The sequence below is a fragment of the Sporosarcina sp. P1 genome (assembly GCF_002743155.1).
In the GTDB taxonomy this organism is placed as follows: domain Bacteria; phylum Bacillota; class Bacilli; order Bacillales_A; family Planococcaceae; genus Sporosarcina; species Sporosarcina ureae_B.
On record NZ_PDYS01000001.1, the window covers coordinates 283,324 to 298,414 of the forward strand.

The following is a 15,091-nucleotide window of genomic DNA, read 5'->3' on the forward strand; positions in this document are numbered from 1 at the left end:
TTTGACCGATACACTATTTACGTCCATACGAGAAGGGGAAAGGTGGTTCATCAACCAGTTTGGCGAAGACGAAACATTTGATGCGACTAAACGGTTGATCCACCTATGGGATAAAGAAATACTTCTTCTGTATATGAACGGTTTAGTGGATGGAGAGGTCTTAACAACCTTATTGACGGAGATGCAATATCGTAATGATCTATATACAAGTGAACCTATTGAAAACATTGACCGCGCATTGATGGATTATTTTCCGTATCATTCGCTGGAAATCGTAAAGGATGAAGATCAACTCGCAAAAGTGATTTTAAGTGGGTTAGCTGTATTCATTATGAAAGATGGTTTCACATTCGCGCTTGATGTACGATCATACCCCGGTAGAAATCCTGAAGAGCCTGATACTGAAAAAGTTATACGAGGTTCAAGGGATGGTTTTACGGAAAATATCTTGACGAACACTGCATTAATTCGAAGGCGTTTACGCACAACGGAACTACGATTTGAAATGCACGAGACATCAGTAAAAGGTAAAACGGACATAGCCATTGCCTTTATGAAAGGTGCTGCTAATGAAGAGCATTTGAATTTTGTGCGAGAGCGACTGGATGCATTGAAAACAGATGGCTTGACGATGACCGATAAATCACTCGAGGAATTTCTGTTTAAACAAGGATTTCATCCGATGCCGTTTGTTCGGTATACGGAACGCGCCGATATTTGTGCCGCGCATTTACTCGAGGGCCATATTGCGATCATCGTCGATACATCTCCTTCCGTCATTTTAGTGCCTGTTACGCTTGTGCATCACTTACAACATGCAGAAGAATATAGACAAGCACCTTTGATTGGGACTTTCATCCGAATGGTACGCTTCATAGGGACTTTTTTTAGTTTAGTGATGTTGCCGTTTTGGTATTTGATGTCAGTCGAAAAACAATTCGTTCCGGAAGCAATTAAGTATATTGGTCCGAATGATTGGGGAGAAGTTCCGTTATTTGTCCAATTGTTAATAGCTGACGTCGGTATAGAAGTGTTGCGGATGGCTGCAATCCATACTCCTACACCACTGTCGACCGCGATGGGACTCGTTGCTGCTATTGTCATTGGGCAAGTGGCGATTGACGTAGGCTTGTTCTCTTCAGAAGTTGTACTATATGTGGCGGTTAGTGCCATTTTGACATTTGCCATTCCGTCATTTGAATTAAGTATTACGACAAAAGTGTTCAGGGTTTTCTTATTAGTTGCCACTGCGTTACTAGGGGCCCCAGGCTTTTTCATAGCACTTGCTTTAATTTACTATTATTTGTGTTCGTTAAAGCCGATGAATGTGCCATATTTGTGGCCGTTCACACCATTCTTCCCGAAAGCTTTGTTGCGAGTATTGATTCGTTTCCCTATGACAATCGACGATCCACGGCCGTTTATCACTGAATCGCCGAACCGTGATAGGATGTCATAGGACTAGTTAGATATTCTGCATGTCGTTGCTACTTTCCGCCTTCTTGTGATAAAGTTATCTGAGAGAATTCGGGAGGGGTATGGGACATGCATCTTTATGGAACACAGGCAGTGAATGGAAACGGTCATCTGACAATCGGTGGAGTGGACGTTTCAGAATTGGCTAAACAATACGGAACACCAGTCATGGTCTATGATACAGAGCTATTCAAAGAGCGTGCGCAGGCATTTAAAGAAACGTTTGAAAAAAAAGATATTAAAGCACAAGTTGCTTATGCGAGTAAAGCCTTTTCTTCAATCGCAATGTATCAGTTGGCAGAACAACAAGGGTTGTCTCTAGATGTGGTTTCAGGTGGGGAATTATATACGGCTGTAGCAGCAGGATTCCCGCGCGAGCGTATTCATTTCCATGGCAATAATAAAAGCAGGGAAGAAATAGTATACGCATTTGAAGAAAACATCGGATGCATCGTGGTCGACAATTTCTTGGAGATCGATATCATCAAAGAAATTGCGGATGAGCGAAAGCAATCGATGAATGTCTTAATCCGAGTAACACCGGGTATTGAAGCACATACACATGATTATATTACGACAGGCCAAGAAGATTCAAAATTTGGTTTTGATTTAAAAAATGGCCAAACGAATCAAGCGTTTCTTGCTTTGCATGATCATGGATATATTCATTTCCTCGGCATGCATTGTCATATAGGCTCACAGATTTTTGAAACCGATGCATTCAAATACGCAGCAGAAGTGCTGATGGAAAGAATGGTTGAATGGCGAAAGAATTATCAATTTATCTGCCCTGTCTTAAATTTAGGCGGAGGATTTGGTATACGCTATACGGAAGAAGATACGCCACTTGAGCCAGCTGTCTATGTAGAGGAAATGGCAGATGTAGTGAAAAAGATGGCAGAGGAATATGAGTATCCGATTCCTGAAATTTGGATTGAACCCGGCCGCTCGCTCGTAGGAGATGCAGGAACGACTATTTATTCTGCTGGCAGTACGAAAGTTGTGCCGGGTGTCCGTACATACGTAGCAGTAGATGGCGGTATGTCAGATAATATTCGCCCGGCTTTATATGATGCCCACTATTCTAGTGCACTTGCTAACCGGATGAACGAACCACATGACCAGCAATGGACAGTCGCAGGGAAGTGCTGTGAGTCAGGCGATAAATTAATTGAAAAAGCCAATTTGCCCAAAGTGAAAACCGGTGATTTACTAGCTGTCTTTTGTACAGGAGCTTACACGTACTCCATGGCTAGCAATTATAACCGACTGCCTCGACCTGCCGTTGTGTTTGCGGAAAAAGGGCAATATCAGTTGGTAGTAAGGCGCGAAACTTACGAAGACATCATTAAATTGGACCTTCCGTTGCAATCAGATCGGGAGGAGAGTTTCTGATGAAAAAGAAAAATATTATTCTTTTCATATCGATTGTTGCGATGGCCATAATTTGGGGAGTCATCTATTGGTATTTTGTTGTTCCTGTGATTGATCCGCGCTTCAAATGATGCGCGAGTTGAAGTAAATGGGGTAATGATGTAAACTGTACAAAGGATTTCTGAAAAGAAGGGGTTACTATTGAATCTAATTCGTTTTAAGAAGGCACAAGAGAAAATTGCTATGGGCTTTTTATCTTATATCCCTAGTGAGAAGATGTTATGCAAATTGCAAGAGACTGTTCAGCAATATCTATGTGATGAACAGTGGCAGCTATTTCTTTACAAAGAAGCAGAAGATTACATCGGATTAATAGGGGTAGAAGTCAACGACAATGACAAGATGTACACTGTTCAGCATATTTCAGTCAATCCATCTTTTCGTGGAGAAGGAATTGCATTTAAGATGGTGAAGGAATTGCAGGAGATCTATCCAGGATATGGCTGTAAAAGTACTGACTTTACAGAGCCATTTATACAAAGTTGTTTAAGAAAAGAAGAAGGCGCAGATCTTTAACGGCTGCCCTTCTTCTTTTCTTCACGTTGTAAAAGAATATCTGACCTGTCTCGTTGCATATGCTTATGAATAACAGACGCGCTGTTTTTAGGTAGTAATACAATCAGAGGCTTAGATTTCTCTGCTTCAACTTCTAACTCTGAAGAGATTGGAAGCTGAAATGTATAGAAATCTTCACCTAATTCAATGCGTGTAAGACAATGCTCTAGCTGCATGATGATTTCATCAATAGACACCTCTTCAAGATAGTCATCAAATTGTACAGGCATCTCACGGAAGCGTGTGATGGCCTTATTTAAAGTACGTGAAGCACCTGCTGTATTACCCCTGCGCCAATGATATAATCCAGTAGCCATAAGAATATAGCCTGTTAGCGGATGGTCTTTTGAAAAGTTCTCTTGTTCTTTCCAATATTCCTCCAGTACTTCGTGGCATTCGAAATAGTCTTGATTGTCATTGAAATAAACAATAAACTGTAGAAAAAGTGGATGGTAGTAAGGGTGCATCCAAATCATTCCTTTCTGGTTAGGTAGGTTGGTAAAAATGAGTTATAGTGTAAAACTCGAAGTCTTCGAAGGACCACTTGATCTGTTGTTGCATTTGATCAATCGGCTCGAAATTGATATTTATGACATCCCCATGGCGGAGCTAACACAGCAGTACATAGAACATTTGCATGCCATGCGTGTTCTTCGTTTGGATGAATTAAGTGAATACCTTGTACTGGCAGCGACGTTGCTCGAAGTGAAAAGCAAAATGCTGTTACCGGTCAATGAAGAAGAAGCGTTCATCGAAGAATTCGGTTATGAGGAAGATCCGCGTGAAGAATTGATAGCCCGTTTAATGGAATACCGGAAGTTTAAAGAAGCAGCCAACTCACTTCGTGAGTCAGCAGCCTATCGTGATGAGCATTTCACCAAAGAGCCTGAAGACTTAACGGATTATGGTGAACCGATTGTAACTGAGACGGAAGATCAATTGAATGTTTTTGACTTGATTGGTGCATTTCAAAAAATGCTGCACAGAAAGAAGCTAAAGCTGCCTCTAACAGCGAGTATAACAAAGTCCGAGCAATCTGTCGGTGATAAGATGTCTTCGATCATGAGTAAGTTGGAACTATATGGTGGAGAATGTGATTTCCATGCACTGTTTGAAACGACGACTGTACCTGAGCTCGTATTAACATTTTTATCATTGCTCGAACTGATGAAATTACAAGAAGTCAAAGTACGACAGAGTAATAATTTTGAAGAATTACGAATCTCGTTGATGTGAAGGGATGATAGGAATGGATATCGAAACCCGTTTGGTCGGGATGACGGAAAGTTTTTTATTCGTTGCAGGTGAAGAAGGATTAACTCTTGGACAGTTAGCCGCATTGTTACAGTGCGAAGAACAAAAAGCAGAACAAGTACTGAATTCGTTACAAGAGGCATATGAAGAAGACGACACACGTGGCATCACGCTAAAAAGTTATGGCGGGAGTTTCCGCTTAATGACGAAGAGTGAATGGGCAGATGATATTAAAAGGATGTTAGAAGATCCAAAACCGTCTACGTTTACACAAGCAGCGCTCGAGGTGCTTGCCATCATTGCATATAAACAACCTGTAACGCGCGTAGAAATTGATGATTTGCGTGGTGTCAAATCTGAGCGTGCATTGTCTTCATTGGCAGGTAAAGGCTTCGTAGAGGAAGTGGGGCGCATGGATGGACCGGGTCGACCTATTTTATATGGTACGACAACTTTCTTCCTAGATCGTTTTGGACTGGCATCGCTCGATGATATGCCGCCACTGTCACTTGACGAAGAACAAGAAGCATCGGAGGAAACGGATTTATTCATGACAAAATTCCAAGAAGCATTTTCCATTACAGAAGAAGGAGGACATGATGCTTGAGAAAGATTTCGGTCATCGTTCTACTGATAGTCGGATTATTGATGAATCCTGCAAGTAGTCAGGCAGCAGGTTCGTCTTTTGCAGTGATAGATGGAGAGAATGGTAGGTTGTTGATGGGATCAAATGAACATGAACCACTACCCATCGCAAGTTTGACTAAAATGTGGACGGCTTATACCTTTTTGGAGTTAAAGCCCAGTGAGCAAGAAACGGTCATCTCCTCACAAGCCGCTATGGCAGAAGGGTCATCCATTTATCTCGAAACGGGTCAAGTGATGAAGACGAGAGATTTATTATATGGCTTAATGCTTCGATCAGGTAATGACGCAGCGCAGGCGCTCGCTGAACATGCGGGTGGCTCACTTGAAGGGTTCGTCTATCTGATGAATGAAGTGGCGCAAAGTCACGGCTTGGAACAGACGCATTTTATGAATCCATCGGGTTTACACGGCGAGCATCATCTATCTTCTGCGTATGACACAGCTAAAATGTTGTATTTTGCCATGAAGAATCCAGAATTCCGTAAAATAGCATCTACAAAAAACTATCCTTTCGAAACGGAACATGGTAAAAATAGTTGGCAAAACAAACATCGCCTAGTGTTATCTGAACCTACTGCTGTTGCAGGTAAAACAGGTTTCACAAAAGCTGCTGGCCGAACACTGGCTACCTATTTTGAAAAGGATGGAAAGTCTGTCATAGTCGTTACGTTAAATAATGGAGATGATTGGCAAGTCCATAAACAGTTATCACAACAAGTTTTTTCTGAATATCAATCGTATACAGCAGTGAAAAAAGGGAAGTATCAAGTATTTCCTCATATGATCGCGAAGTTGGATCAATCTGTTAAATTACTCGTAACGAAAGAAGAGAAAAAAATGTTGTCCAATGTGTTACAGATTCCACAAGCAGATGAACAACAAAAAAAGGGCTATTGGTCTATTTATTTAGGTACAGACCCCATTAAGACAGTAGCAGTAGATATCGAGACCGAAAAGTGAATAGAAAACATACTATTTCGAAGATTGCCCAACATAGGTCAGTCTTCTTTTCATTTGTCCCAAAGTGTGACATAATTTTTTCAGTATGTAACATCAAGGAGGAACCCATGGAAAGATTACAAAAGGTATTGGCACAAGCCGGCGTAGCATCAAGAAGAAAGTCAGAAAAACTAATATTGGATGGTTTAGTTAAAGTGAATGGTAAAGTCATAACGGAACTTGGCACAAAAGTTAGCAGAATGGACACAATTGAAGTGGAAGGCGTTCAATTGACAAAAGAAACACCTGTCTATTATCTGCTTTATAAGCCACGCGGTTATATCTCAACAGTAGATGATGAAAAAGGTCGTAAAACCGTAATGGATTTAGTACCCGAAATCAGCCAGAGAATATTCCCAGTTGGTAGACTGGACTACGATACATCAGGCGTATTGCTGATGACGAACGACGGAGATTTCTCGTATTTGATGACGCATCCAAAATTTGAAATTAAAAAGAAATATGTGGCTAAAGTAAAAGGCATCCCTTCCCGCGATGATCTCAAGAAATTGGAGACAGGAATTGAACTAGATGACGGGAGTACTGCCCCTGCACGGGTGAAAATGACAAGCTCGGATAAAAAAACGAATTCTGCAATTGTCGAGATCACAATCCATGAAGGACGTAACCGTCAAGTGCGAAGAATGTTTGATGCAATAAATTGTCCAGTACAAAAACTGAAGCGTGAAGAGTTTGCTAACTTAACGACACGCGGATTGAATGCCGGAGAAGCGCGTGAATTAACGAGACATGAATTGAAACAACTACGCGTCTTAGCAGAAACAGGAAAGATCGGCTGAGGAAGTGTCAAAAGTTCACAAACCTATCACTAGTGCCGAGTCAACTGATTTTATGTTTTGGTATAATAGCAGTTGGAGCATAAATGAGACAGGAGGTTACATGATTGGCCAAAAAGAAAAACAAAAAGACTATTAGGCTAATTAGCAGAGCAGCCCTTCTAGTAATATTAGCAGCAATTATTATCTACGCGATTACTTCAAATGATAAAGTGAAAGTCTTGGCTGAAGGAGATATGGCGCCTGATTTCGAGCTTGTAGATTTAGAAGGAAATGAACATCGGTTATCAGATTACAAAGGACAAGGCGTATTCTTGAATTTCTGGGGCACGTGGTGTCCACCTTGTAAAAAGGAAATGCCTCACATGGAGGATCTCTATAAAGACTTTGAAGCGAAAGGTGTTCATATCCTTACTGTTAACGTAGGAGAACCAAAAGTGAAAATAGAACTTTTTAGAGATGACATGAACCTATCATTCCCGATGTTATGGGATAAAAACAAAACCGTTATGGATTTGTATAATATTAAACCATTACCTACAACTTTCCTCATCAATCCAGAAGGAAAGATTACGAAAGTCATTAAACAGGGAATGACAGAGCAACAAATTTACGAGTATTTAGAAAGCATTCAACCAAAGTAAGGAGATTGTTACTCAATGAGCAAAATCAAATGCCAATGTGGGCATGAAAATCCTTATGGTACAGAGCTTTGTGAGAAGTGTGGTCGTCCCTTATCTGAAAAAGCAAAGAAAAGTGATATTGTAGATATGCGCTACGAAGGATCTTCTAGAAGATCCCAAACCTATAAGAGTTCCATTGTCGATAAAATTTGGAACTTCTTCTCCAGTGTTAAGATTGGTGTCAGTATTATTGCGGCGGTATTAATCGCGTCAGCAATCGGAACCATATTTCCACAGAAGTTCTATGTACCTGCCACTACGCCGGAAGGCTATTTGGAATACTATGAGCGTCTGTATGGTACGGTAGGAAAGCTTTATTATGAGCTAGGCTTATATGATATGTATAATAGCTGGTGGTTTAAAGTGCTGGTCGGTATGCTTGCAACTTCTATTATTATTGCAAGTATTGACCGTGTAGTTCCGCTTTATAAATCACTTAAAAAGCAACGTACACGTCGTCATCCATCCTTTATGAAGCGTCAGCGGATTTTTGGAGAAGGTGATGTTCAACATACAGAAGAGTCACTTGTAAAAGCAGCAGAAAAACTAAAAGCAATGCGCTACAATGTGAAAACGGAAAATGGCGCAATTTTAGCTGAAAAACATCGATTTTCACGTTGGGGCCCATATATTAACCACGTCGGATTAATTATTTTCATTTCGGGCATTCTGCTGAGAGGGATTCCTGGTTTTTATGTTGACGAAGCGATGTGGCTTCGTGAAGGAGAAACACGTAATATCGTCGGAGCACCAGGTTATGTACTTGAAAATAAAAAGTTCACTTTAGAGAATTATACAAAAGAAGAAGCAGAAAAAGTTTTCGGTGAGGCGTTGGAGAAAAATGGCGCGATCGCCAAATCCTATACAACAGACGTTACATTGTATAAGCAAGAAGAAGGAGCACTACCTGGTAGTGAAAGTCTTAAAAAAGTGGAGGATTACTCCATCAATGTTAACAAGCCATTAAAGTTTGATGGATATAATGTATTCCAGATGGATTATAAACTAAACGAGCTTAAAAACATGACATTCCATTTGGTAAATAAATCTTCTGAAGAATCTCTTGGAGAATTTACGGTGAATTTAAGTGACCCAGAGAAGGAATATGATCTGGGGAATGGCTCTACTGTCAATATGCTCGGTTTTTATCCGGATTATGATGGGATTAAAGACGGGGAACCCTATTCAAAGTCACCTGTTCCAAATAATCCAGCGTTCATTTTTCAAATGAACACACCGGATAAGCCAAAAGGTGAAAAGAGTTTCGTTGCAATTCGTCAAACGTTGGAAGTGGAAGAGAACGACTATGCGATTAAGTTCGCAGCTGCCGAGACTCGAAACATTTCAGGTTTAACGATCCGCAAAGATAAAACTTTATATATCCTCTTACTCGGTGGCCTAGTATTTATGATTGGTGTTATTCAAGGTATGTACTGGCAACATCGTAGAGTATGGATCCAAGAAGATACAGAAGGTCATCTATTGATTGCAGCACACACGAATAAAAACTGGTTCTCTTTACGTAAAGAGCTGGATACATTACGTGAAACTGCAGACTTGCCTGCTTATATAGATCGTCAGGATCCTGAGTTGGACAAGCCAGAACAGGAAGGGGACGAGGAAATATGGACTTAATTACCATTAGTAGTAACTTATTGTTAGTTTCATTTGTTGCTTATTTAGTTGCGACACTCTTTTTTGGAGGCGCTATAAAAAAGTCGAAATCAGAAAAAGCATATCATAATAGTAAGTGGGGAACAATTGGTCTAGTTATTACGATCATCGGTTTCCTTACTCACCTAGGCTATTTCTTTACAAGATGGGGTGCATCAGGTCACGCACCCCTTAGTAATATGTTCGAGTTTACAACTGCTTTCGGCATGATGCTCGTAGGGGCATTCATCATGTTATATATTATTTACCGAACACCATCACTGGGATTATTCGCGTTGCCCATTGCGATTATTATTATTTCATACGCAACGATGTTTCCAACGGACGTTACTCCACTAATTCCTGCACTTCAAAGTAAATGGTTATTCATTCACGTAATCACGACGGTTATTGGTGAATCCATACTTGCGATCAGTGCGATAGCGGGGCTTGTATTCTTAGTAAAGAATATTGATATGACGAAAAAATCGAAATCACGCTTTTGGATAGAAACAGTTATGTATACGCTAGTTCTAGTTCTTGGTTTTGTCGTATCTTCTACGACATTTAAAGTAATGGACTATGAAGCAGAATTCACATATATAAATAAAGATGAAGTACCTGCTGAAATTACGTATCACGTTCCTCCGTTATTCGGAATGAATGAGTATGAAGCGATGACACCAGATAAAATGACACCTTGGGTTGAATTGCCACCGATTATCAATGCCCAAAAAATGTCTTCTCTTGTTTGGTCTATAGCTGTAGGTTCAGTGCTTTATCTACTTTTACGCTTGATCGCACGCAAACCTCTTGCCGCAGTATTCCAACCGTTGGCGAAGAAGGCGAATTCTCAACTGATGGATGAAATCGGCTATCGTGCTGTATTGATTGGTTTCCCGGTCTTTACGCTCGGCGCGTTGATTTTTGCCATGATTTGGGCACATGAAGCCTGGTCACGATTCTGGGGTTGGGATCCGAAAGAAGTGTGGGCACTCATTACATGGTTGTTCTATGCTGCATTCCTTCACTTGCGTCTATCAAGAGGTTGGGAAGGTAAAAAGTCTGCATGGCTTGCTGTCATCGGATTTGTTATCATCATGTTCAACTTAATTGCCGTAAATTTAATTATTGCAGGTTTACACTCATACGCATAATCTTCGACTGCATGACAATAATTGTCATGCAGTCTTTTTATTTCTTTTTATAGGTCAGTAATTGTACAATGGTGTTAGAAGGTTGTCGAAAGGGGTAATGAACTGTGGAAGAAACTGTGAAGCTCTTAGTGGTGGATGACGAGGATCGCATTCGTCGCCTGTTGAATATGTATTTATCTCGAGAAGGTTATGAAATTGAAGAAGCGGTCGATGGAGCAGATGCATTAGAGAAAGTGTTTGCTGGACAATATGACTGTATATTGCTCGACGTGATGATGCCTGAAAAAGATGGTATGGAAGTATTAGCTGAACTGCGTGAAAATAAAATTATGACACCTGTTATTTTATTGACAGCGAAAGGTGAAGAAGCAGACCGTGTAAGTGGGTTTGAAAGTGGTGCAGATGATTACATCGTCAAGCCATTCAGCCCAAGAGAAGTAGTCTTACGCGTTAAAGCTATGCTGAGACGTTCAGTTGCATTCCCGAACGTGTCGTCTAACACAACATCAAAAGATTTAGTAGTCTTCCCACAGCTGACGATTGATCATGATGCGCATCGTGTAACTGCTGAAGGTAAAGAAGTCAATCTAACACCGAAAGAATATGAGTTACTATATTTCCTGGCGAAATCACCAGATAAAGTATTCGATCGTGAACAATTGTTAAAAGAAGTATGGCATTACGAATTCTTTGGAGATTTGCGTACAGTGGATACACATGTCAAACGGCTACGTGAAAAATTGAGCCGTGTGTCAGAACGGGCAGCGAAAATGATTGTCACCGTTTGGGGTGTCGGTTATAAGTTCGAGGTTCCAAACGAATGATTAGAATATGGAATTCAATTGTCGGGAAGCTATGGGCCACCATATTGCTTCTCGTTTCCTTTGTCCTGTTTATCGTGACACTGTTCCTGCTCGAGTTTCTAGATAATTTCCATACGAAACAAGCAGAAGAGACCTTGCAGAGGGAAGCTGCCACCATCAGCAAAATCGTCAATGATCATAACGGACAAACGACCGATTCCATGCACCAGATTATAGAGGATATTCTTGATATGGAGACGAATGCAATCGTAGTTGATCAACAAGGTGATATTTTGTATTCATTCCATACGTCTTCGAGTAAAGAGGAAATTGAAGATAAATTACTGTCCGAAGGCAGTTTATTCGAGTCGCCAGAACTAGGTAAGCAAAAAATGAAAGAAATGATATTGCCTTCATTGACAGAGAAAGACGTCATGGAGCAATTTTTGATTTTATCTTATCCATTCGAACAAGTTAGTGGTGAACAAGCGAGTGTACTCATGTACCAAAGTCTCGATGCTGTGCACCGTACGACGAAAAGTACAACCAATATTGTATTCTTATCGGCATTCATCGCATTTATATTGACTACGTTCTTTGCATTTTTCTTGTCTACACGGATTACATTGCCATTGCGTAAGATGAAGCAAGCTGCGTTTGAGTTGTCTAAAGGAAATTTCGATACACACTTACCTGTTGCGCAAAAAGATGAAATTGGTCAGTTAGCAACAGCTTTCAATCAGATGGGACGTCAATTGAAATATAATATTGAATTGATTAAGCAGGAGAAAGAACAGCTTTCCAGTATTCTTACATCTATGACAGATGCAGTTGTGACGTTTAACCAAGATTATTCCATTCTTCTGAAAAACCCGCAAGCAGAGTTATTGTTGAAGAAATGGTATGGTTATAATCAAAAAAATCATCATCCGTTGCCTAAAGAAGTGTTCCATATGCTTGAGCATGCCATTTCATTCGCTGAGGAAGTGGAAGACGAGTTGGAATTGGGCGGACAGTTTTATGTGATCTCTATCAGCCCGTTATACAGTGAAAATAGTATCCGTGGAGCGGTAGCGGTATTTCGTGATATGACGGAACAGCATAAATTGGATAAATTACGTTCAGATTTCATTGCCAACGTATCACATGAATTGCGAACACCCATTTCGATGTTGCAAGGATATAGTGAAGCCATCATAGATGATGTAGTGAGCAGTGAAGAAGAACGTATGGAAATGGTCCAGATTATTCATGATGAATCCAAGCGTATGAGCCGTCTCGTCACGGACTTGTTGAATCTTGCTAGAATGGAGTCTGGTTACATTCAACTTAATAAAAATCCCCTTTCAATTGTGGAATTTTTGGAACGTATAGTGACAAAGTTCTCACAAGTGGCAAAAGACGCCAAAGTGGACTTGTCTTTGGAAACAGAAGAGTCGGATACTCTGATCATAACGGCCGATGAAGACCGGCTGGAGCAAGTATTCACTAATTTGATTGATAATGCTATTCGTCATACTCCGGACGGTGGTGCTGTGACGCTATCGGTCTACCGGTCTACTGAAATGCTTGATATTACAGTAGCTGATACTGGCGTTGGTATTCCCGAAAAAGATTTGCCGTTCGTCTTTGAACGTTTCTATAAGGCGGATAAAGCAAGAACAAGAGGTAAAGGCGGTACAGGACTTGGTTTGGCTATTGCAAAGAATATTATGCAAGCACATGACGGTTCGATTTTAGCGACACGTGGAGATGAGAAAGGTACAATCTTTATTTGTTCTCTTCCACTTGATGCACTAAACAAATGAAACTTCTCCTGGACTGAAACGACTACTACTACAGAGCGAGGGGATTGAATGGATGATTCCGTTTTTCAACGATTATATGAAGATTATAACCGTGACGTATTCAACTTCCTCACTTATTTGACTCGCAATCGAGAGGTAGCGGAAGATTTGATGCACGAGGTTTATGTGCGTGTTCTCAAATCATACGGCCGTTTTGAAGGGAAGAGCTCTGAGAAAACTTGGTTATTTGCAATTGCGAAAAACGTCTCTATTGACTATTTTCGAAAACAATCCACAATCAAGAAACATACAAATATTCATTTCGATTGGGAAACAGAGCAATTAATTTCAACAAATCACTTGCCCGAACGTTTAGTTGAAGCGGGCGAAGAGCAGAGGCAAATGCTTGAAGCGTTGCACACATGTACGGGTGATCAGAAAATGGTCATCCTTATGCGGTTCTTCCAAGATCTATCAGTTGCTGAAACAGCTGAAGTTTTAGGCTGGACCGAAAGCAAAGTGAAAACGACACAACACCGTGCAATCAAAGCGTTAAAAGTGAAATTGGAAGCACGTTCGGTCAGAGAGGGGTGATGACATGAGCAAAGATAAATGGAATGAAGATGATCTCGAGAAACGTTTACGTGACATGCCGATCGTAGAAGATCAGCGTTCCAAAGATGAGGTTATGCAGCGGTTAAAAAATGATTCAAGACTTTCTGAACCGAACGAGCCTTACAAAAGACCTTACAAAACAAAATGGTCTCCACTTATTGCAACTGTAGCAGCGATTTTATTGCTCGCCATCATCTTGCCGACATTTTTTCAGCAAAGTAATGAAGTATCGATGGATAAAGCGACGACAGAAGAATCTGCTGATGCTGTTAAGGTGGAGAATGGAGAAGAATTGCAATCGCATGAAACAAATGATACATCCATGTTTACAAGACAGGTTTCAATGCCGCCCTCATACGCTGCCTATCCTACCGATGTCTTAGATTACACAGCGTTTCACATCGGCCTTGCTACCGATCAGGCGACCGTTGTTCCAGTAACGTTTCTGATACCGAATGAACGCCTTAGTGGAGACTTAGAGACCTCACCGGATGCAGTGACACTTTATAATGAGTATGCGAATAAAATAGATGAAGAGGCGCTTGGATTTACAGAGTATCATCCCTATAAAGCGATAATTTCTTCAATAGGAAAACAAGTTCAATTGAAGTTTGCTGCAGATCATCCCTATGACACTTCGAGTGCGACACTTGAGATGTTAAATTTGTCCCTACAAGATACGTTTCAAGGATATGATGAAATCGTGTTGCTACAAGAAGATGCTTCTGCAAATACATTTGATCAAGTAGGTCAAGTGGAAAAACCGATCGCCTTGTCAGGTACCGTATCGCATCAAGCATACTATCGATACGTGAAATCAGATGGAGAAGCAGTACTCTCTACTAATTTTGGTAAAACTTCTAATACGGTGGAGCAAGCATTACATGATATGAAAAAGTCACCGAATGACATATATTCAACTGTGGTTCCTAAAGGAATTGACTTCACGGTCAAAGTAGAAAAAGACATTGTTAAAGTGAAATTCACTGAAGTACTTGATTTAGAAAAGATGCAACGTCAAGAGGCCATGCAATTGATAGAAGGGATCTTGATGACAGCGGCAAGTTTTGATAAATTTGTAGAATTCGACCAAGTTGCTCAAGCACAATGGATGGAATTTGATTTCACTCAGCCATTGGAAAAACCGATTGGTGCAAATCCAAAGTATTTAATTAACGAATAATTCTGTTTTGTAAACTTGTGAAGTTTACAAAACAGTTTTTTTACGTT

Annotated in this window: 15 protein-coding genes; 14 read left to right on the forward strand and 1 reads right to left on the reverse strand. The window is 40.5% G+C overall.

Annotation, left to right across the window (positions count from 1 at the left end; all coding sequences use genetic code 11):
- Position 1 precedes the first annotated feature (1 nt).
- From CSV73_RS01405 to CSV73_RS01415, 3 genes are all read left to right on the forward strand, one after another.
- Complete coding sequence (locus CSV73_RS01405) at positions 2–1,459, forward strand: spore germination protein (RefSeq protein ID WP_085133354.1); 1,458 nt, start codon at positions 2–4, stop codon at positions 1,457–1,459.
- Between the two features lie 86 nt (positions 1,460–1,545).
- A complete protein-coding gene (gene lysA / locus CSV73_RS01410) occupies positions 1,546–2,871 on the forward strand; it encodes a diaminopimelate decarboxylase (RefSeq protein ID WP_099626415.1) in 1,326 nt (441 codons plus the stop codon).
- Between the two features lie 180 nt (positions 2,872–3,051).
- Positions 3,052–3,426, forward strand: a complete 375-nt coding sequence (locus tag CSV73_RS01415) for a GNAT family N-acetyltransferase (protein WP_085133356.1) — start codon at positions 3,052–3,054, stop codon at positions 3,424–3,426.
- On the opposite strand, the gene CSV73_RS01420 is transcribed toward CSV73_RS01415, so the two are convergent.
- Complete coding sequence (locus CSV73_RS01420) at positions 3,423–3,932, reverse strand: DUF309 domain-containing protein (protein WP_085133357.1); 510 nt, start codon at positions 3,930–3,932, stop codon at positions 3,423–3,425. The genes CSV73_RS01415 and CSV73_RS01420 overlap by 4 nt on opposite strands.
- Positions 3,933–3,969: 37 nt before the next feature.
- Between CSV73_RS01420 and CSV73_RS01425 the strand changes: the two genes are divergently transcribed.
- The 11 genes from CSV73_RS01425 (at position 3,970) to CSV73_RS01475 (ending at position 15,044) form a co-directional block, all read left to right on the forward strand.
- Positions 3,970–4,701, forward strand: coding sequence for a segregation/condensation protein A (locus CSV73_RS01425; protein ID WP_085133358.1), 732 nt, complete (start codon positions 3,970–3,972; stop codon positions 4,699–4,701).
- Positions 4,702–4,714: 13 nt separating this feature from the next.
- The gene (gene scpB, locus CSV73_RS01430; RefSeq protein WP_085133359.1) at positions 4,715–5,326 is read left to right on the forward strand and encodes an SMC-Scp complex subunit ScpB; all 612 of its coding nucleotides are present in this window, start codon (positions 4,715–4,717) and stop codon (positions 5,324–5,326) included.
- Positions 5,323–6,327 carry a D-alanyl-D-alanine carboxypeptidase family protein gene (locus CSV73_RS01435; RefSeq protein ID WP_233202827.1) on the forward strand — a complete coding sequence of 335 codons (1,005 nt, stop codon included), beginning with the start codon at positions 5,323–5,325 and terminating at the stop codon, positions 6,325–6,327. Before scpB ends, CSV73_RS01435 begins: the two co-directional genes overlap by 4 nt.
- A 107-nt stretch (positions 6,328–6,434) precedes the next feature.
- Positions 6,435–7,166, forward strand: a complete 732-nt coding sequence (locus CSV73_RS01440; protein ID WP_085133361.1) for a pseudouridine synthase — start codon at positions 6,435–6,437, stop codon at positions 7,164–7,166.
- Between the two features lie 104 nt (positions 7,167–7,270).
- Positions 7,271–7,807 (forward strand): thiol-disulfide oxidoreductase ResA, encoded by a 537-nt coding sequence (resA, locus tag CSV73_RS01445; RefSeq protein ID WP_085133362.1) that lies wholly within the window; start codon positions 7,271–7,273, stop codon positions 7,805–7,807.
- Positions 7,808–7,822: 15 nt separating this feature from the next.
- A complete protein-coding gene (gene resB / locus CSV73_RS01450; RefSeq protein WP_099626417.1) occupies positions 7,823–9,481 on the forward strand; it encodes a cytochrome c biogenesis protein ResB in 1,659 nt (552 codons plus the stop codon).
- Positions 9,472–10,656 (forward strand): c-type cytochrome biogenesis protein CcsB, encoded by a 1,185-nt coding sequence (ccsB, locus tag CSV73_RS01455; protein WP_085133364.1) that lies wholly within the window; start codon positions 9,472–9,474, stop codon positions 10,654–10,656. Before resB ends, ccsB begins: the two co-directional genes overlap by 10 nt.
- A gap of 104 nt (positions 10,657–10,760) precedes the next feature.
- Positions 10,761–11,480 (forward strand): response regulator transcription factor, encoded by a 720-nt coding sequence (locus CSV73_RS01460; RefSeq protein WP_085133365.1) that lies wholly within the window; start codon positions 10,761–10,763, stop codon positions 11,478–11,480.
- Entirely contained in the window at positions 11,477–13,267 is a 1,791-nt protein-coding gene (locus CSV73_RS01465; RefSeq protein ID WP_085133366.1) for an ATP-binding protein, read from the forward strand. Before CSV73_RS01460 ends, CSV73_RS01465 begins: the two co-directional genes overlap by 4 nt.
- Positions 13,268–13,315: 48 nt before the next feature.
- Positions 13,316–13,840: an RNA polymerase sigma factor SigX gene (locus tag CSV73_RS01470; RefSeq protein ID WP_085133367.1), complete on the forward strand. Its 525-nt coding sequence runs from the start codon at positions 13,316–13,318 to the stop codon at positions 13,838–13,840.
- 4 nt (positions 13,841–13,844) lie between these two features.
- Positions 13,845–15,044, forward strand: coding sequence for a GerMN domain-containing protein (locus CSV73_RS01475; RefSeq protein WP_099626418.1), 1,200 nt, complete (start codon positions 13,845–13,847; stop codon positions 15,042–15,044).
- The last annotated feature ends 47 nt before the right edge of the window (positions 15,045–15,091 follow it).

Coding starts and splice junctions, on each gene's coding strand:
- resB (WP_099626417.1), top strand. CDS start 7,823: ATGAGCAAAATCAAATGCCAATGTGGGCATGAAAATCCTTATGGTACA.
- scpB (WP_085133359.1), top strand. CDS start 4,715: ATGGATATCGAAACCCGTTTGGTCGGGATGACGGAAAGTTTTTTATTC.
- lysA (WP_099626415.1), top strand. CDS start 1,546: ATGCATCTTTATGGAACACAGGCAGTGAATGGAAACGGTCATCTGACA.
- ccsB (WP_085133364.1), top strand. CDS start 9,472: ATGGACTTAATTACCATTAGTAGTAACTTATTGTTAGTTTCATTTGTT.
- CSV73_RS01465 (WP_085133366.1), top strand. CDS start 11,477: ATGATTAGAATATGGAATTCAATTGTCGGGAAGCTATGGGCCACCATA.
- CSV73_RS01425 (WP_085133358.1), top strand. CDS start 3,970: ATGAGTTATAGTGTAAAACTCGAAGTCTTCGAAGGACCACTTGATCTG.
- CSV73_RS01440 (WP_085133361.1), top strand. CDS start 6,435: ATGGAAAGATTACAAAAGGTATTGGCACAAGCCGGCGTAGCATCAAGA.
- CSV73_RS01470 (WP_085133367.1), top strand. CDS start 13,316: ATGGATGATTCCGTTTTTCAACGATTATATGAAGATTATAACCGTGAC.
- CSV73_RS01420 (WP_085133357.1), bottom strand. CDS start 3,932: ATGCACCCTTACTACCATCCACTTTTTCTACAGTTTATTGTTTATTTC.
- CSV73_RS01475 (WP_099626418.1), top strand. CDS start 13,845: ATGAGCAAAGATAAATGGAATGAAGATGATCTCGAGAAACGTTTACGT.